Here is an 18,185-nt window from a genome sequence, read left to right as displayed (position 1 = left end):
GAGCACAGCGCTCTTTCTGACTCTCGTGGAAGCGGTACTCTTTGCCGCACTCCTTCTCGCTGAAATAGTGGTATTCTTCGGGCCGACAAGCGCAGCGGCTCCCTTCAGCGCTCCGACTTTCTGCCAGTAGAGCACCGCGCGCTTCACATCCGCCTCCGTGTGATTGAGTGCATCCGCGATGGTTCCGACATCCAGTTTCTCGGAGGCATGGCGAAGCAGATAGAGATACACTTTCACATATTCTCCATTCGCATCCGCCATATACCGGTCTATAAATTCATTTGCAACCAGAGTTGCCTCTATCTGAAACTTGCACGTCAAATCCATCGTCTTTCTCAGTCCTTTCCCGTATCGGTTATCTATTATTCTCTATTTTATGTTATTTAAGGGCAACACGGGTCCGGCAACGATACCTGTGCCAGACCCTGTTTTAAGCCGTATAAACATTGAATTTTTCGTTTTTTTCAGTGTATCACATCTTGAAAAAAAAAGAAATAGGAGCACTTATCCACACCCTTGATTGTGGATATTGTGGATATTGTGGATAACTTTTTTGAAACTATGAAAAAACAGAGTGTGAAAGGCGAAAATCCCTTATAAATAAAGGGTTTGTAGAATTTTTAGACATTATGTTATGTAAATCAAATAATCCACATAATTTCCGGCCCCGAAACACCGGAAATTATGTGGATTTTGTGGATAACTATTTACCGAGAAGCTTTTCTCCAACTTTTACAACGTCTCCGGCGCCCATAGTTATCAACAAATCGCCGGTGGAACAATTTTCTAAAATAAATGTTTCAATTTCGTCGAACGTCTCGAAATAATGGACTTTTTTGCCCATTTTCTCCAGTCTGTCCGCGATATCCTGGGAACTGATGCCCAAAGTATCCGTCTCGCGTGCCGGATAAATCTTTGCCAGAATCACCTCGTCAGCAGCCGAGAGAGCCTCGGCAAACTCATCTAAGAATGCCTTCGTTCTCGTGTAGGTATGCGGCTGGAAAACGCACCACAGCTTCTTGTGCGGATAATTCTTTGCCGCTGCAAGCGTCGCTGCGATCTCCTGCGGGTGATGTGCATAATCATCGATGATCGTGATGCCGCCAAGCTCTCCCTTTTTCTCAAAACGGCGGTCTGTTCCGGTGAACGCTTTCAGGCCTGCTGCGCTCTCCTCCTCGCCGATTCCGAGTTCTTTCGCCACAGCGATCGCTGCCAGAGCATTGTATACATTATGCTCTCCCGGAACACTCAGAGTGATTCTTCCTGCCTTCTGCCCCTTCTCGATAAGCGTGAAGGATGGACGCGCATACTCGTCGTAAGTAATATCCGCAGCACTGTAATCGCTGTCTGCGCTGTGACCAACCGTCACAATCCGGCATTTGAGATCTGCGGTCAGCTCCTGATAATTTTTAATGTCGCTGCTGATGACAAGGAGTCCGCTCTCCGGAAGTTTCTCCGCAAAGAGGTGGAAGGAATGACGGATGTCATCGAGATCCTTAAAGAAATCCAGATGGTCTGCCTCCACATTCAGGATCACCTCGATCGTCGGGAAGAAGGAGAGAAAACTGTTCGTGTACTCACAGGCCTCTGCGACAAAGAGATCTGATTTTCCGACACGGATGTTTCCGCCGATCGCATGGAGGATTCCTCCGACGGTCACGGTCGGATCCTTCTTTGCCTCAAGCAGAATCTCCGTAATCATCGAAGTCGTTGTCGTCTTTCCATGTGTACCTGCGACTGCGATTGCCTGTCCGTAATTCTTCATGATCTGTCCGAGAAGATCTGCACGGGTCATCATCGGAATTCCCCGGCGCTCTGCCTCCTTAAATTCCGGGTTATCCGGGTGAACGGCTGCAGTGTACACGACAAGTTCCACCTCATCCGTGATATTTTCTGCGCGCTGTCCGTACATGATCTTTGCTCCGTGGGCCGCAAGCTGATCCGTCAGTTCCGACTCATGCGCGTCAGAACCGCTGATGTGAAATCCCTCCTCGAGAAGAATCTCCGCAAGTCCGCTCATGCTGATTCCTCCGATTCCGATAAAATGTACTGCCAGCGGTTTTTTGAAATCTATCTGATACATAAGAAATGTCCTCTTCTTTCCTGATTCTTTCCGGCTGTTTTGAAATACATTCCAGCCAGATTTTTCATTGTTTTCTTCTTTGTTTTTCTCTTTGATTTCACCTATTTTTTTACTTCCTTTTGAAAAGAAAGTCAATGTTTTTCTTTGTTTTCCTCGTTTTTGTACCGTTTTCCGCCGTTTTGTATTATAATACCTCTGTACTTTGAAAAACGTAACGGTCACAATGCCGTCTGCGCGTTATGCAGACAGCGTTCCTGTGCCGTTGCTGCACTTCCATGTATTCCAGTATTTCAACGAGGTATTTGCTTATGAAAAACAACAGCACAAATCAGGCACCGCGCAGCGAGCAGCCCCCAAAAAAGCTCTCCCGGATTCCGGCAGGCATTCTCGGAATTCTCGGCTGGCTTGTAAACGGCATATTTCAGATCGTGGCAGGAGTCATGATCGTCGGCGCGCTTGTGGCGCTCCTCATTTATGCAAAGGTCCGTCCGGAACTGGATCACTGCCGCTCCGTCGCCTACGACAAACTGGCACAGATGCAGCGCTCTGATTTCAGCATGCTTTCCGACACGGAAGTCTATGACAAGGACGGTCAGCAAATCGGTCTGATCAATGCGGGACACTACGAGTACGTTCCGATTAATCAGATCAGTATGAACATCCAGAACGCCTACATTGCGCAGGAGGACCGGCGCTTCAAGAGCCATTCCGGCGTAGACTGGATTGCAACCTTCCGTGCCGGACTCTCCCTTGTAAAAAATAAGGGCGAAATCAAACAGGGCGGAAGTACGATCACCCAGCAGGTTGTGAAAAACACTTACCTGACGCAGGAGAGAAGCTTCACACGAAAGATTGTCGAGATCCTTCTCGCACCGGAGATCGAAAAGAAGTACTCCAAGGCGGACATCATGGAGTTCTATTGCAACACGAACTTTTACGGTCATCACTGCTACGGTGTCCAGGCCGCAAGCCGGTATTACTTCGGAAAAACCGCAGCTGACCTTCAGCCGTATGAGGCAGCCGTTCTCGTCGGCATCAGCAACAGTCCCTCCGCCTACGATCCGGTCAAACACCCGGAAGAATCCTTAAAGAAGCGGAACGATGTCCTTTTGAGCATGCTTGAGGTCGGAGATCTGACGCAGGAACAGTACGATTCCTACACAGCCCAGCCGCTAAACATCGTTCAGGAAGAGTCCGAGGGAACCGATGAAAATTACCAGAGCAGCTACGCAATCCACTGTGCAGCCCTCTATCTGATGTCACTTGACGGCTTTCAATTCCGCTACACGTTTTCCGACAAGGATGACTACAAGGCGTACATGGATGCGTACCAGTCTGCATACAACGATAAGAACGATGAGATCCGTTCCGGCGGATACCGGATCTACACCTCCCTCGACAGCCAGATCCAGTCTGAGCTTCAGATTGAGATCGACCGGACTCTCGCTTCCTACACCGAGCTTCAGGACAACGGAAAATTTGCACTTCAGGGCGCCGGCGTCATTGTCGATAATCAGACAAATTACGTCGTTGCGATTGTCGGCGGACGCGGCACTGAGGACATTTACAACCGTGCTTATCTGAGCGCCCGCCAGCCGGGAAGTACAATTAAACCTCTTCTCGACTATGGTCCGGCATTTGACACCGGAGAATACTATCCGGCGCGCATCGTCAATGACCACAAATGGGCAGACGGTCCTTCCAACAGCGGCGGCAACTATTTTGGCAATGTCACGGTCCGCGAAGCGTTGAACCGAAGCCTCAACACCGTCGCATGGCAGATCCTGTGTGACATCGGTGTCGAGTACGGACTCAACTATCTCGGAGAGATGGAGTTCCAGAAACTCTCCTACATCGATAAGAGCGCTCCTTCCATCAGCATCGGCGGTTTCACAAACGGTGTCCGCGTTGTCGACATGGCAAAGGGATACAGCACCCTCGCAAACAACGGTGTCTACAATGACCGCACCTGCATCGTGAAGATTGAGCACGAGCAGAAAGGGGAGCTGACAAAGGATATGAAAGATCATGCAAACCGCGTTTATCAGGAAGATTCCGCCTTCATGCTGACCGATATCCTCAAAGGTACCCTGACAGAAAGCTATGGAACCGGACGCGGTCTTGCACTTGCAAATGACATGCCGGCAGCCGGAAAGACCGGAACGACGAACAGCAGCAAGGACACCTGGTTCTGCGGATACACCCGCTACTACACCACTGCTGTGTGGGTCGGCTATGACACACCTCGTGCGATGCCGGGCATTTACGGCAGTACTTATGCAGGAAAAATCTGGAAGAATGTCATGGACCAGATTCACACCGGCAAGGAACCTCTCGACTGGGAAATGCCGACAACCGTCGTCATGCAGGCGGACAAGAAAACCGGCATCACCGACTATATGAGCACAACGGCTGACTTGAGAGCCGAGCAGAGTCTTCACGACAAAGAACAGCAGAAACTGCTCGAGGAACTTCAGACTTCCGTATCTGCATTTGAGGACAAGACGATCGAGACAGTTGAAGACACCTACTGGGTAAAGAATCAGTACACCTCTCTTCTCGCCAAGATCAATCAGCTCGACGAGGGCGAGGACCGCGCAGATCTTCTTGACCGTGTGGAGACCAAGTATGATACATTCACCCCGATCATTGCCGATATGAAGGACACAATTGACCGGTACGAACAGCAGAAGGCAAGAGAGAAAGCGGATGCCCAGAAGAAGGCTGAGGAAGATGCAGTGAAAAAACGCAAAGAGCTCGAGGCGGAAACCCGCCGTCAGGATTTCCTGACCGCCCTCGAGGATGTCGAAAATCTGGAATACCAGGCTCCGAATGCGTCCTCCCTGATTCAGACCGCAATCAACAAACTGCCTGAGGTACAGGATCTTGATAAGGCAAAAGAATACAGTGATCGATTAAATGCCGCAATTGCCCGCGTATCCACGCTTCCGACCGCAGCCCAGTGGCAGAACATGCAGGCCCAGAAAGAGCGGGAGGAGGCTGCCAAGCAGGCTCAGGACCAGCAGCAGATCGGCGGAGAGCAGACAAAACTTGAGCAGTCCCTTCGTCAGGAATCCCGCAAGTGGAACACGAACAATGCTCAGACCACAGGCCCGGGAGCCACCAACCCCGTTGTAACCACAGACCCGGACGGAAATTGAAAGGATTGAACGAGATGGACAAGATAAACAGAAAGAACTTCAAGGCATTTCAGACTCCTTCCGGAGCTTCCGATCCGGTCAGACCGGACCGGCCACCCCAGGCATATCCGGGAAATTTTCCGGATAAATCCACGCAGGAGCAGCCGTCTCCAGATCATCTGCCGGATAATCCGCCAGATAGTCTGCCGGAAAAAGAAAATGGCAATGCGGAGAATACCTTAAAAAAAGATTCCGTTGGGACTCCGGGCACGATTCCGGATTTTGAGGAAATTTCCAGAAATGCAGGCAAGGTAGCAAACTCGCTCGTCCCGGATCCGGAAGACCCACTTCAAAAAGACACGGATCAGGAAACGGAAGATCCTGAGAACGAGACAAAAGACGCGATGGAAAATGGAACGGAAGCTAAACATCAGGAAGCGGAATATCAGGAAACATATGAAGACAGCTATGACGATGAAGAAGAGGAATATGAAGAAAACGATATCCGCTCCTGGTTTTACACCTTCATGTGCATGAACATTCCGATCTACGGATGGATCTATCTGAAAAAACTTGCGAGCGGAAGAATTCCCGCTCCACTTGAACAGCAGGATTTCGCAGAAGCGTATCTCTACTACAAACGCTTTTTCCTCAAGATCTCTGCGGTTATTTTAATCATCCTGATCATCATCGCTGCGATTGCCATCAACAAGCTGCTCGCTTATATGCAGATGCTCTGATGAGACAGATCATATAAGCGCAATAAAAGCAATAAAAAATATGCCGTACCTCCCAGTTTATTTTCCGGGTTGTACGGCATATTTTTTGTTCTTTAAGCGATATGATTTTTTTTGAAAATTCGTCCGCTGTATTTCTCAAGTGCTGCCAGAAGCAGGTTTCCAAGTACACCGACTGCGAGCACCTCTCCGATTCCGACGGTCACCATCATGAATGGAATCAGATCCGCAGAACCGTATGCATAGCGCAGGACAAACGGAATGATCAGGGCATTTGCCACGATCGGCGGAATGCAGACCAGCCACTTGTTTCTGCGAAGTGCATAGGAACCGTATGCTCCGATCAGGGTTGCCAGACTTCCGAAAATAACATCCGGAAGAATTGTGGTTCCCATCGCCATACCTGCACCGTTTGAGATCAGACATCCGAGGAAAAGTCCCGGAATTGCTGCCGGTGTGAAGTAAGGAAGCACACACAGTGCTTCCGACACGCGGAACTGGACCGGACCGTAAGATACCGGGGCCAGCACCAGAGTCAGCACGGTGTAGATTGCTGCGATCATCGCAGCTTCTGTCATAAACTGCACTTTGTTTTTAGAACTGTTCATTTTTGATTCTCTCCTCTAGTTTTGTTTTACGAGTGGAAGGTCACGAACACTCGATTCATTTTCGCGCAACAATGAGTCGGGCGGCTATGCACGTCTGCATATCCATCTGACAAATGTCGCGGAAGGTATATACCTCAGGTATATAACCTTACGCCGGGAATCGGCGAAAGCCCTGTAAGACCTTGGTTTTTAGGGCTTTTTGCAACGGGTAAGAGTATATCACAGGCACGGCGACAAATCAAGGATGATTTTATCCCATGACTCTCCGGATGTGGATTGCCAGATATCCCGTCTCCTCCCGCTCAAATTTCAGCCGCATCTCTCCCTCAAGTTTGCGGCAGATCTGATCGGCAAGTGCGTACTCCTGCGGAAATGTCTCCTTCGCATAGTCCTCCATGTCGAGCGTCGCTTTCTCACCTTTCCTGGCACGCGCAATCATGTAGCGGACGTGGCTCACAAGCCGGTTATATCCGAGGGAAGCGAGCGGAAGTTTTTTCCCCATTCCCTGCTCAATCATCGCCAGGCACTCATTGACCATCCGCGCAGTCTCAAGGGATTGTGCAACATTCTCCTCGGCACGCCCGGAATGAATGTGAAGCGTGATGTAACCGGTCTCGTCCTCCCCAAGGCGAACTCCCGTCATCTTCTCAATAATCTCACTTCCCCGCTTCGCAGCCCGGTATTCCTCCTCAAACAGAGCTTCTATATCCTGCCGGAACGGATTGGGAATTTCCTTATCCTCCTTTGCACGCGCAACCGCCATCGCAATGTGGTCTGCCATCGGAATCAGAATATCGTGGTGAAGCGTCCCTAACATTTTCTCAGCCTCCTCAATAATCTTTCCGGAAGCCTCAATAAAAATCGGATCGATTCCATTCACCCTCGTCAGCGCGGATGTCTTCTCCGAGACAAGTTCATATCTCCTCGCGTCCGGAAGTTCCTTCATGCGCTCTCCCATCCGATGCCCGAAGCCGACTCCGTTTCCGAGAAGAATCTGTTCCTGCTTCGACTCATCATCCAAAATCAGAATTCCGTTGTTGTTCAGAATTTTAACAATACGATACATAAAAAATACCTCCCGCACTTACCATCTCCAATTATCATTATACATGATATCCTGAGAACCGCAACGTGCAGAAGGTATTCCCTGTTTCTATCAAAAATACTCCCTTTGTTGTTTTAAAACCTATTTACAAATCTGACCAACTCTCTCCAGCCGCTCCACTGTCTTCTCCCCATCCAGTTTCAACTGCTGTCCCTCTGTCAGACCTGTGAAAATCACGATGCACGCATCGCTCACCGCATTCTCTCTGATAAATGACGGATCGAACTCCATCAGCTTATCACCCTTTTTCACTTTCTGGCCATCACTGACAAATACCTCGAATCCCTTTCCATCGAGCTTTACGGTGTCAACGCCGATATGAAGCAGATACTCGGTTCCGTCCGCTGCCTTCATTCCGATCGCATGCTTGCTCGGGAAGACAAACATCACCTCACCGTCCTCCGGTGCCACAACTGTGCCGTCCTCCGGCATAACCAGATATCCATCTCCCATCGCCTTGCTCGCAAATGCCTCATCCGGTGCTTCCGTGATCGGCTTCAACGTTCCCTTAAACGGCGAGCTAAGCTCATGGATCTCTTTCTCTGCAACAGCATCAGACTCCCCAGATCCCTCTGTCTCCGGTGATTTTTCTTCTGCCGCGGTGTTATCCTTCGTGTTATCTGTCGTGCTGTCACCGGTGCCATTGTCTGCGGCGGTGTCTGCGCTCTTAATCGGCTGCGGCTCTGTCTCCTCATCGGAAGCATTCTCCAGATAAGCTTCCAGATTCGACTTGATTACCGTCACCTGCGGGCCGTAAATAACCTGAACACCCTGACCTTTCTTTACCACACCGACAGCACCGGTTGCCTTGAGCACTTTCTCATCGACAAGCTCAGAATCTGAAACGGTACAGCGCAGTCTCGTCGCACAGCAGTCGACAGAGACAATGTTCTTCTTTCCGCCAAGACCTCTCGCAATCGCTGCACTCTTAGCATCTGTATCTCCATTTGCATGGCTGTTTGAGTCAGAAGCCTTTGCCGCATTTCCGGCAGCTTTCTGTGCATTGACATCTGCCTTTGTATACAGCTTTGTCTCCTCATCGTCATCTTCGCGCCCCGGAGTCTTCAGATCAAACTTCTTGATCAGGAAGCTGAAGATGAAGTAGTAAAGCAGGAAATAGATGATTCCGACCGGAATAATGCGCATCCAGCTCGTCTTTGCATTGCCCTGAAGAACGCCGAAGATAAACAGATCCAGAAGACCGCCGGAGAACGTCAGACCGACTGCAATGTTCAAAATATGAGCGATCATGTAGGCACTTCCTGCAAGCACTACCTGAACGGCGAAAAGCATCGGTGCCACAAACAGGAAAGAGAACTCGATCGGCTCTGTGATTCCGGTAAACATGCAGGCAAGCGCCGCACTCAGCAGAAGACCGCCGGCTGCTTTCTTCTTCTCCGGTTTTGCACAGCGATACATCGCAAGTGCCGCACCCGGAAGTCCGAAAATCATGAAAATAAACTCACCCGAGAAGTAACGGGTTGCCTCTGCACTGAAATGTGTCACATTGGAAGATGCAAGCTGTGCAAAGAAGATGTTCTGTCCGCCCTGAACCAGATTTCCGTCTACCATCATCGTTCCGCCGACTGCTGTCTGCCAGAATGGCATATAGAACACATGGTGAAGACCGAACGGAATCAGTGCACGCTTGATGATTCCAAAGATCAGGGTTCCGAAATATCCCGTTCCCGTGACAAGTCCGCCGAGAGCAAAAATTCCACTCTGTACCGTCGGCCAGATGAAGCACATCAGGATTCCGACACCCACATAGACAACGGTGGAGATAATCGGAACAAATCGGGAACCGCCAAAGAAGGAAAGTGCATTCGGAAGCACAATCTTGTGATAACGGTTGTGGAGTGCTGCGACTCCAAGTCCCACAATAATTCCACCGAAGACACCCATCTGCAGACTCTGGATTCCGCACACACCGGCAATCGTTCCCTCAAGAACGTCCGGAGCGATCGATCCGTCTGACAGGATTTTTCCTGTGATCAGCAACGTCGCATTGATCGATGCATGCATGACGAAAAAGGCGATCATCGCGGACAACGCTGCAACTTCTTTCTCCGCCTGAGCCATTCCGATTGCAACACCTACTGCGAAAATAATCGGAAGATTATCAAAAATTACATTTCCTGCCTTGCTCATGATCACGAGCAGAGCATGAAGAAGGGTTCCGTTTCCTAAAAGTCTCTGAAGTCCATACGTTGCGATTGTCGTCTCGTTCGTGAAGGAACTGCCGATTCCCAACAGCAGTCCTGCTACCGGAAGAACTGCAATCGGGAGCATGAAACTTCGCCCCACTCTCTGAAGCACCCCAAATACCTTGTCTTTCATTTTCTTTCTCCTTGTTTTATTCAGGCTCTGTCACGGTCTGTCCTCCGCATGCACTGTCCGGTCAGAACAGTTTCCAAACATTTTCTATGATTTCCCAAACTCCCAAAAACATTCTCGCGGAGCATTTTTTGTATGATAGGACACAATTTCCTATGCAACAAAAAAAGGCATTAACCCTAGAGAACACCCCATACTCGGAAAATGTTCTCTAAAGGTTAATGCCTGCATGACCAGTAACACGCCCGTTTTTTATTTTCGTGATCAGTATAACTTTGAATTTCAGCTCTGTCAAGCAGATTTGTTATTTTTTATATTCTTCATTTCATTCTCCCAAAAAACAACAAAAACCACATGCTCTGTTTATTTGAAAAAGATTTTCACATTTTTCTCCTTTTTTCTTTCTTTTATATGATTTTCCGTCTATAATGAAAGGATATTCAATGACTATTTTTAGCCATACCATTCACTTACTTTTAGGGGGCAGACAGACATGAATGTATTTGATATTCTCGGACCGGTTATGATCGGTCCTTCCAGTTCTCACACCGCCGGCGCCGCACGAATCGGACGGATCACCCGGGCATTGCTCGGTGCACCGGCAGTTCACGCTTCCATCCTTCTTCACGGTTCCTTTGCCAAAACTTACCGCGGCCACGGTACCGACAAGGCTCTGATCGCCGGAATTATGGGGATGGATACCGACGACGAGCGGATTCGCTTTGCACCTGATCTTGCGGTGAAAGCGGGACTTACCGTAGAAATCACCACCGGCGAGATCGACGGCGCTCATCCAAACACCGCGCTGATCACTCTGACCGATGCAAACAACCGCACGGTCAGTCTTCAGGGAAGCAGCATCGGCGGCGGAAATATCCTTGTAACCAAAGTCAACGGCATGGATGTATGCATCACCGGTCAGCACACCACACTGATTGTCCTCCACCGTGACGCTCCCGGAACCATCGCTTCCGTGACTGAGGAAGTCGCACAGACCGGCGCCAATATCTGCAACTTCCGTCTCTCCCGCAACGAAAAAGGCGGAGAAGCCGTCATGACGATTGAACTGGAGGGAACCATTGATCAGGAACTGAATGAGCGGATTCAGAAACTGGATAACATTTACTCCAGCACTATGCTGAAACCAATTTGACCGGAAGGAGTTTGAAACGATTATGGAATTTCATTTTGATTATCACACTATTGCATCCATCGTCCATGCTGCCACAGAAAGCAACACCCGCATCTCAGAACTGGTGTTAAAACAGCAGGCGGATCAATTAGAGCGCTCCGAGGAAGATGTCTTTCGCCAGATGGAAAACAACTATCAGGTTATGACGGCCTGTATCGATCCCGGAAGCGAGAAAGACATTCGAAGCACCAGCGGACTGACCGGCGGAAGTGCATACAAGATGCGGCAGGTCTCTGAATCCGGCAAAAGTCTGACCGGATCTCTGATGTCAGGCGCCCTCTACCGGGCTCTGGCAGTATCCGAGCTCAATGCCGCGATGGGCCGGATCGTCGCTGCCCCGACAGCCGGAAGCTGCGGCATTCTTCCGGCTGCTGTTCTCACGATGGAGGCAGAAAAGGGCTGTTCCCATGAAGACTGTGTCATGGCACTTTTTACCGCTTCCGCAGTCGGAATGGTAATCGCAGAAAATGCCTGCCTCGCCGGCGCCGAGGGCGGATGTCAGGCTGAGTGCGGTTCCGCCGCTGCAATGGCTGCCGCCGCAATCACCGAACTGGCGGGCGGTACCCCCCAGATGGTCGCACATGCGGTTGCCATCGCCCTGAAAAATATTCTCGGTCTCGTCTGCGATCCGGTCGCCGGTCTCGTGGAAATTCCCTGCATCAAGAGAAATGCCTCCGGTGTTGCCGGTGCTTTCGTCGCGGCCGAGCTTGCTCTTGCGGGAATCGAGAGTGCCATCCCTGCCGATGAAGTCATCTGGGCAATGAAGAAAGTCGGAGATGCCATGTCTACGACACTCAAAGAAACGGCAGAGGGCGGACTCGCCGCAACTCCAAGCGGAAAGAGACTCTTAGAGCAGGTATTCGGTTCCAATTCCGGATGCAGCAGCTGCAATGGCTGTCGGGGATAATATCCCCGGCGGCTTTGCCGCCTTGCATTGAGAATCATTGAGAATTGAATTATTGGGAATACTCCATGCACATCACAGCACAAACCGGTACCGGCAGTCTGCAATCTTTACCTCATCTCCCTCCCTCACCACCACGGTTTCATTTGCCTCAAGCATCTTTCCCGCAACAACCGTCCCATTTGTGGAATTCAGATCTTCAATCGTATACTCGGAGTCCACATAATCCACTCTCATATGAAGACGGCTCACCACATCCCGCTCAAGAACAAAATCCACAAGGTTTTCCTGTTTTCCAATAATAAACGGGTAATATCGAAGTTCAATGTCCTGAAGCCCCGGGTCTAATGCAATCAGGCGATGATTCTCTTTCGACTGCTCAGAGTTCAGCGCTCCCAGTATCAGTGTATCCTGTTCTGCAACACTTGAAAACGAACACTTTGACCAGTCCATCTCATCCTGCTCTTCCCCCTGAATATCCTGACTCTGACCCTCTTTTAAGGTTGAAAACTGAGAATTCTCCATCTGTCCGATCCTATTATCTTCCTCAGATGCAAACATCCTCTCCCAGGAATTGTTCTCCTCTCCATTCTCTCCCCGACTTAAATCTTCTACATAAATGTGCTCACTTTTTTCCCTGTCTGAAAACTCTGTTTTCCGCCCCCAGAGGTTTCTCCACCATTCCCGGATTCTCGCCCATAATCCCTGCTTTTTCTGTTCTTTTTTCTCACGCTTCTCTTTTTTTTGCCTTCGTCTCTCTTCTTTCTCCCGCTTTTTCTTTTCCCTTTTTGTCTCTTTCTTTATTTCTTTTCTGCTCCCACCCTCATTCTCATTCTTCTTCCACGTTCCGCCAAATGCCTCTGCCTCCTTTAAGTTTCCGCTGTCTGGCCCATCACTTTCAACCATATCGCTCTGTCCGTTCTCATCCTCATAAAAGATCTCCGCATCGTTCTCCCATCCATTTCTCTCACGTGCCGGAGAAAAATCACTTTTTCCCGTCTGTTTTTTATAGCCGGAATTCTGCAGAAGACGGAGAATCTCATTCATTCCATAATCCGGTTTGCGAGTCTCCTGATAAAGTGCGTATGCAAGAACAACACTGTCTCTATCCTGATGATCGACCTTTCCAAGCAGATACTCTAAAAGTTTTGCATAGTCTTCCGGAAAATTGCTCTGAATTCCCGGAACCAGACACAGCCAGACCCGAAAATTCTCCGGATCCACATACAGATACTCCGGAGTCAGCATCACAGAGCTCTCCCTCAAGAGATACTGCTCCATCCGATCCACAACCCGCGCAATCCCGACGACCAGACTGCGAAGTTCCTCTGCTCTGAGTGATTTTCCATCCAGCATTCTCGACAGCGGCTGCCTCGATGTAATCTCATAGTAGAAATAAATGCTCTCATCCATCTGCCGAATCTGGAACCGCAGAACTCCTTCAATGGCATTTGCCGCCAGCATCCGGCACTCGTACCCATCCCACTCAAGGTCTTCGGGATCCAGAATCAGATAATTATGTTTCATCTCTCTCCGATAACTGATTTTCATAATTAAAATCCTTTACTTACCAGACTGCACATCTTCCGCAAGGCTCCATATCCTCAAAAAGTTTTCCGGGCGAAACACCGGAGCCGTAATCTCCAAGTTCCATCCATTTCCTCCCGATTGAACCGAAATTCTCCTGTCATCCTTATGTTCCGGTTCATGGCGAACCCTCTCCACCTGCTCATGAAGCTGAAACATTCCTCTCGTCTCCCCGCTGAGCCGCAGGGCCTGTCCCATCAGGATCATAATCGTAAACAGGACAACCGCCATGACTCCGGCAGCCTCCACTGTGTAGGAGGCAGATAATCCACCATTTTCTTTTGTTTGCAATTCTTTCCGCATCGTTTTTCCTGCTCACTTCCCCATTTTCTACCCATCTGCTCCCGATCTTCTGCCGACCAATCCCCTCACGAAATCCCAGAATGCCCTGAAAATCATGTGACAAGTTTCCACGAGCGTCAAATTGAACAAGTGAAACTTTCTGGTTATTTTCTAGCATTTTCTGTCATCTCTTAATCCTCTCTTGCCATCTTTTTTGCTCCTCCACCCACCAGAATCTACCGGAAAATAACTTAGGCTTACAGAGAAACTCTCTCCGCAATCAGCCAGATTCCCGGAACCGCGACAAACGGAAGAAACGGAATCGTCGTCTTTCCCACACCCTCAATCCCATGGATCTTTCCCCAGAAAAAATATCCCAGTGAAAAAAGACCACATAGCAGCGTTCCGTACAAGAGCAACATTATATTTTCCCAAAATCCAAGAATCACCCCCGTGATGCAGAAAAACCATCCATCCCCCGCTCCGACTGCTCCCTCTGACCACACTCCCGCAAGCAGAATTCCGATTCCAATCACCACCGCTGCCAGATGATCCAAAATCACATATGTTTCCCGCGCCCGCATAAATCGGTTTCCCGCCCAGATCATGGCAAGCGCTCCAAAAAACAGATAAATTCCTGCCGCCACTTTCTTTTTTCTCAGATCCTGAATGGCAGAAACCGCAAGAAATCCGGCAAAAATTCCTGTACCTATCACCTTTATTCCCCTCCCTCCACTTTTCTTTCAATTTTCTCCATCCTCAATGGCCAGCTCCGCAGTAAGAACATGCCCCCAGATGCTTCACCTCCGACAGATGCACCGCTCTCACATAGGCGATCAGGGATCTGCATCCCCTCGTCGTGTGATAGCTGCTCCCGCTCGATGCGAGATAGACGGTACTTCCCGCCGCTGCCCCCGCTCCACAGACTGCGCACGGATAGTATTTTCCTCCGCTCGTGTTTCGCTTTTCTCCAACCACTTCAAATGGAACAGCTGTTAATTTGCTCGAAAGATAATGGCAGTCCCTGCTTATGTGGTAGCGCGTGCTTGCTTTTCCCACATACACAATCGGATCTTCCTCCGCTGTCCCTCCTTCTTGTGAAGAGGCAATTCCACTCTTGCCGGTCCACACCCGCCGCCTGCTCCTCGCAGTCGTCTGAATGCTCTTTAATCCCAGCACCGGGAACGGCATCTGTATCTCATAATCCATCACAAGATCCACAATACTTCCATTTTCCGTGACAGAAGAGCGAATCATGGATACCGATTGAATCTGATCGGTATCCACTTTCGACATGGCGACATTCTTCCCGTAAGCGATAACTGCTGCCGTCTCCAAAATTCGTTTGCCAAATTCCAGATCCGATTCATCTGCCCCGGGGATGAGCTCTTCTGCCTTCTTAAAAATCGCATCTGCAAGATAACCATATTTACACAGGTCTTCCCCGGCAGATTCCAGTCCCGCCTGAATTCTCCGCTGTGTTGTCATAATTTTCATCGGCAGAATCAGGCTCACGGATGCAAAGACAAAAAGAGTCAGCGCCAATGCCGCCTCAAGTGTCATGGAAGCGGAGACGGAGCGGCATGCCTTTTTCTCACGACATTTTGTATATAAACAAAAACTTTTTTTCATGATCAGGATTCGTACTTGGAGAGTCACGATTTTTATTTTTTTGATATGCGAAAAAATTGCCATGGAAAAAGGCATGCCGCTCCGCCTCCATTCTTAAATTTTAGTCAACACCAAACTCATTTTCCTTAGTACACCCGCCCTGTCAAAAGTTCCATCTGGTAAACCGGATCTCCCCCGCCTGCCTGGCGTTCCACAAATCCCAAGGAAAAAAACACTCTCTTTGCATCCACAGTTGTCCGAATTTCGCTCTGATAGAGACAGTTTCTCATTCGAAATCCACTCTGGCTAAGCTGAAGATTCTTTTCCATCAGATCCATCATGCGGTATTCATGCGTCACATGGTTTCCCAGCAATAAAACGATTTTAAGCCATGACAGATAAGAGAGCCCCCGCTTTCCTCCTCCCTCCTCAATTTTTCTGTTCTCGCCGATTGAGAGCAGGGCGGAGAGTTCCAATTTCCATTCCTCTTTTTTCTTCCAGATTGGAACCTTCTTTCCCGCAAGGAGACCTCGCAGATCCATAAGCGACTCCCCGAGCGCCCAGACAGACATGACGAGAAAGGTCGTCACAAGAATGAGCGGCGAGGCACTCGCCACCCCGGTAATCGCCATCGCCAGTTTTTTAGCCTCAGATCGCTTCTGGGAATCGGAGAGAATCTGGATCAGATTGATCCCCTCCCGCACCGCAAGAAGACGTTCGAGCGCTCCCATCAGGTTTGCCTTATCCGAATCCTTTCCGGCAATCAGGTACTCCAACTCGTAATCTAAAGCTGTAGGGTGGGTAACTGTACTGCCCGTGTTGTCTTCCGGGTCTCCATCCTCTTTGGAACCTGTATCGGAAGATTCCCCCGAAGAACTTCCCGGGTTTTTATCTTTATCGAGATTAACCGAATGTACCGTCACGCTGTTCAGCTCCATGTCACCCATGTCATGCATCTCGCTCATATCCTCCACAGCTTCTCTGATCGAAAACTCCTCCACTCCCTTTTTCTCCGTCTCCTGTTTTCCCGAATTTTCCTTGTCATCCGCCTTTTTCTGACCGGTACAGAAATTCTTGAAAAAAATCCCTCCATACTGATTCACCACAAAGCGCACCGCCACCCCACTCTTCCGGCTGCTCTCCCCATGTTCCGCAGACGGCACTCCGTCCAGTTCTATCTTTTTTCCTGACAGTTCCCGGTCTTTTGGAATCAGCAACGTGAGCACCCCATCCTGAAACAGTTCTTCAACCTTTCCGAGAAGTCTCTCCTTTTCCTTATCCTTGACTCCGTGTGAGAACGAAAGCCTCGGAATTTCCAGTCTGCGAAAATGGCGTTCTACCGGACTCCACAGTGCCTCGAGATCTGGTTCATCGTCATCCTCATCATCGCTCTCCCAGTCATCAATCTCCTGCTCCACCTCCTTTGCTTCTTCAATGACTTCTTCCACAAAAGCAATCTGCTCTCTCGATTTTTCTTCCAGCGCTTCGATTTCTCTGCGGCGAATGCCGTCCTCAGAGACATAATCCTCATATTCCCGGATCTCATCCTCGAGAAGCTCCATGCTCTTTGCACTCATCTCGCCGGATTTTGCCTCCACCTTTTTCCTGCTCGCTGCAAGATCTTCTGCAAGCTTGTCCGCCTGTTTCCGATATTTCTCCACAAGTCCGGGCATCTTCTCGAGTTCTTTCATCAGTGACTTCGCCTTCTCTCGAAATCCCGGTCCGTCATAGTCCCGCAGACACGACAGCCCCTCCTTCTTCCACTCTTCCTGACGATTCAGACTCTCGCTGATCTCCTCTAAAACTTTCTCCAGCTTGAGTGCCTGTTTTGCATGGCCGCGGTAGAGGGCGGCAGCCTCCTTCACTGCCGCCGCATCCTTTCCCTTTTTAAGGATCTCCTCTGCCTCATCTGCCTGAAATTCCGATCTCCAGAATCCGTATTTCATGTAGTCCAGAATTTCTTTTTCAAGATAGGCAGCGTCATCGTCCACCGCAAAGAGCTGATTTTCCGCTGTCACAGAAGTCACTTCCATCGGGTACCAGTTTTTTGTCTCAAGATATGGCTGAAGATAAGAAGAAAAATCTGCCTCCATCTTCTCCGGCGCATCATACTCTGCAAAGAAAAGGCGGTATGAGTCCCACAGTTCCCTATGATACTGCGCAAACACGGAATCCATCGCAGAAGAAACCACCGTCCTCAGATACCACCTTGCCCCCGCTGTCCGCGCCGACTCTAAAAGCACACAGAAAAACGCAAACAGACACATCATCACAAGACTGATAAACACCGTGACTTCGGCCCCCAGTTCTCTCTCTTTCCGCATCAGTATACTTCCTTTGACTGTTTCTCAATCTCCTTGAAAATATTGTTCAACAGTTTGGTGATCTGTTCCTTGAAGATGATAACGAGTCCAATCAGCACCACCAAAATCAAAACAACCTCAATCACACCGACACCGTCTTCCTGACGCATAAATTCAACGAACTCATTTCTCATCTCTGTTCTCCTTTCCTGTTTTTACAAATTTCTACAAAATCATGTTTCGATTGCTTCCCCTTGACCCGCACATACCTCAAGAAATCTGTCTAAAATCTGCTG

At 49.4% G+C, this 18,185-nt stretch carries 14 protein-coding genes and 1 pseudogene; 4 read left to right on the top strand and 11 right to left on the bottom strand.

Annotated features, from left to right (window positions below):
* Positions 1-105: 105 nt before the first annotated feature.
* Both ACR0QE_RS00145 and murC read right to left on the bottom strand, forming a co-directional pair.
* Positions 106-327, bottom strand: a pseudogene (locus ACR0QE_RS00145) (DnaD domain protein); the annotation flags it as partial.
* Between the two features lie 376 nt (positions 328-703).
* Complete coding sequence (gene murC, locus ACR0QE_RS00140; RefSeq protein ID WP_432626366.1) at positions 704-2,083, bottom strand: UDP-N-acetylmuramate--L-alanine ligase; 1,380 nt, start codon at positions 2,081-2,083, stop codon at positions 704-706.
* 308 nt (positions 2,084-2,391) lie between these two features.
* Here murC and ACR0QE_RS00135 point away from each other — a divergent pair, with 308 nt between their 5' ends.
* Positions 2,392-5,244: a transglycosylase domain-containing protein gene (locus tag ACR0QE_RS00135; RefSeq protein WP_432626365.1), complete on the top strand. Its 2,853-nt coding sequence runs from the start codon at positions 2,392-2,394 to the stop codon at positions 5,242-5,244.
* Positions 5,245-5,258: 14 nt separating this feature from the next.
* Entirely contained in the window at positions 5,259-5,963 is a 705-nt protein-coding gene (locus tag ACR0QE_RS00130; protein ID WP_432626364.1) for a hypothetical protein, read from the top strand.
* Positions 5,964-6,055: 92 nt separating this feature from the next.
* Here ACR0QE_RS00130 and ACR0QE_RS00125 read toward each other — a convergent pair whose 3' ends face one another.
* From ACR0QE_RS00125 to ACR0QE_RS00115, 3 genes are all read right to left on the bottom strand, one after another.
* On the bottom strand, positions 6,056-6,568 hold the full coding sequence (locus ACR0QE_RS00125; protein WP_432626363.1) for a QueT transporter family protein: 513 nt from the start codon (positions 6,566-6,568) through the stop codon (positions 6,056-6,058).
* Between the two features lie 250 nt (positions 6,569-6,818).
* Positions 6,819-7,634, bottom strand: coding sequence for a PRD domain-containing protein (locus ACR0QE_RS00120; protein WP_432626362.1), 816 nt, complete (start codon positions 7,632-7,634; stop codon positions 6,819-6,821).
* Positions 7,635-7,754: 120 nt separating this feature from the next.
* Positions 7,755-10,013, bottom strand: a complete 2,259-nt coding sequence (locus ACR0QE_RS00115; RefSeq protein ID WP_432626361.1) for a glucose PTS transporter subunit IIA — start codon at positions 10,011-10,013, stop codon at positions 7,755-7,757.
* A gap of 490 nt (positions 10,014-10,503) precedes the next feature.
* Here ACR0QE_RS00115 and sdaAB point away from each other — a divergent pair, with 490 nt between their 5' ends.
* Both sdaAB and sdaAA read left to right on the top strand, forming a co-directional pair.
* Complete coding sequence (sdaAB, locus tag ACR0QE_RS00110; RefSeq protein WP_432626360.1) at positions 10,504-11,163, top strand: L-serine ammonia-lyase, iron-sulfur-dependent subunit beta; 660 nt, start codon at positions 10,504-10,506, stop codon at positions 11,161-11,163.
* A 22-nt stretch (positions 11,164-11,185) separates the two neighbouring features.
* Complete coding sequence (gene sdaAA / locus ACR0QE_RS00105) at positions 11,186-12,109, top strand: L-serine ammonia-lyase, iron-sulfur-dependent, subunit alpha (protein WP_432626358.1); 924 nt, start codon at positions 11,186-11,188, stop codon at positions 12,107-12,109.
* A 72-nt stretch (positions 12,110-12,181) separates the two neighbouring features.
* Here sdaAA and ACR0QE_RS00100 read toward each other — a convergent pair whose 3' ends face one another.
* The 6 genes from ACR0QE_RS00100 to ACR0QE_RS00075 all read right to left on the bottom strand — a co-directional run bounded on the left by ACR0QE_RS00100 (position 12,182) and on the right by ACR0QE_RS00075 (position 18,083).
* Complete coding sequence (locus tag ACR0QE_RS00100) at positions 12,182-13,657, bottom strand: DUF6382 domain-containing protein (protein WP_432626357.1); 1,476 nt, start codon at positions 13,655-13,657, stop codon at positions 12,182-12,184.
* Positions 13,658-13,669: 12 nt separating this feature from the next.
* Positions 13,670-13,996: a hypothetical protein gene (locus ACR0QE_RS00095; RefSeq protein WP_432626356.1), complete on the bottom strand. Its 327-nt coding sequence runs from the start codon at positions 13,994-13,996 to the stop codon at positions 13,670-13,672.
* Positions 13,997-14,232: 236 nt separating this feature from the next.
* Positions 14,233-14,691: a prepilin peptidase gene (locus ACR0QE_RS00090; RefSeq protein WP_432626355.1), complete on the bottom strand. Its 459-nt coding sequence runs from the start codon at positions 14,689-14,691 to the stop codon at positions 14,233-14,235.
* Between the two features lie 43 nt (positions 14,692-14,734).
* Complete coding sequence (locus ACR0QE_RS00085) at positions 14,735-15,607, bottom strand: hypothetical protein (protein ID WP_432626354.1); 873 nt, start codon at positions 15,605-15,607, stop codon at positions 14,735-14,737.
* A 125-nt stretch (positions 15,608-15,732) separates the two neighbouring features.
* A complete protein-coding gene (locus tag ACR0QE_RS00080; protein ID WP_432626353.1) occupies positions 15,733-17,910 on the bottom strand; it encodes a DUF5702 domain-containing protein in 2,178 nt (725 codons plus the stop codon).
* A complete protein-coding gene (locus tag ACR0QE_RS00075) occupies positions 17,910-18,083 on the bottom strand; it encodes a Flp1 family type IVb pilin (RefSeq protein ID WP_177978374.1) in 174 nt (57 codons plus the stop codon). The genes ACR0QE_RS00080 and ACR0QE_RS00075 overlap by 1 nt, the downstream gene beginning before the upstream one ends.
* Positions 18,084-18,185 lie beyond the last annotated feature (102 nt).

The sequence above is a fragment of the Brotaphodocola sp. genome (genome assembly GCF_050873065.1).
In the GTDB taxonomy this organism is placed as follows: domain Bacteria; phylum Bacillota; class Clostridia; order Lachnospirales; family Lachnospiraceae; genus Brotaphodocola.
This window is presented reverse-complemented; position numbering and strand designations above follow the sequence as displayed.

Bases quoted from the DNA above. Each gene is read 5' to 3' on its own strand.
- murC (WP_432626366.1), bottom strand. From the start codon at position 2,083: ATGTATCAGATAGATTTCAAAAAACCGCTGGCAGTACATTTTATCGGA.
- ACR0QE_RS00135 (WP_432626365.1), top strand. From the start codon at position 2,392: ATGAAAAACAACAGCACAAATCAGGCACCGCGCAGCGAGCAGCCCCCA.
- ACR0QE_RS00130 (WP_432626364.1), top strand. From the start codon at position 5,259: ATGGACAAGATAAACAGAAAGAACTTCAAGGCATTTCAGACTCCTTCC.
- ACR0QE_RS00125 (WP_432626363.1), bottom strand. From the start codon at position 6,568: ATGAACAGTTCTAAAAACAAAGTGCAGTTTATGACAGAAGCTGCGATG.
- ACR0QE_RS00120 (WP_432626362.1), bottom strand. From the start codon at position 7,634: ATGTATCGTATTGTTAAAATTCTGAACAACAACGGAATTCTGATTTTG.
- ACR0QE_RS00115 (WP_432626361.1), bottom strand. From the start codon at position 10,013: ATGAAAGACAAGGTATTTGGGGTGCTTCAGAGAGTGGGGCGAAGTTTC.
- sdaAB (WP_432626360.1), top strand. From the start codon at position 10,504: ATGAATGTATTTGATATTCTCGGACCGGTTATGATCGGTCCTTCCAGT.
- sdaAA (WP_432626358.1), top strand. From the start codon at position 11,186: ATGGAATTTCATTTTGATTATCACACTATTGCATCCATCGTCCATGCT.
- ACR0QE_RS00100 (WP_432626357.1), bottom strand. From the start codon at position 13,657: ATGAAAATCAGTTATCGGAGAGAGATGAAACATAATTATCTGATTCTG.
- ACR0QE_RS00095 (WP_432626356.1), bottom strand. From the start codon at position 13,996: ATGCGGAAAGAATTGCAAACAAAAGAAAATGGTGGATTATCTGCCTCC.
- ACR0QE_RS00085 (WP_432626354.1), bottom strand. From the start codon at position 15,607: ATGAAAAAAAGTTTTTGTTTATATACAAAATGTCGTGAGAAAAAGGCA.
- ACR0QE_RS00080 (WP_432626353.1), bottom strand. From the start codon at position 17,910: ATGCGGAAAGAGAGAGAACTGGGGGCCGAAGTCACGGTGTTTATCAGT.
- ACR0QE_RS00075 (WP_177978374.1), bottom strand. From the start codon at position 18,083: ATGAGAAATGAGTTCGTTGAATTTATGCGTCAGGAAGACGGTGTCGGT.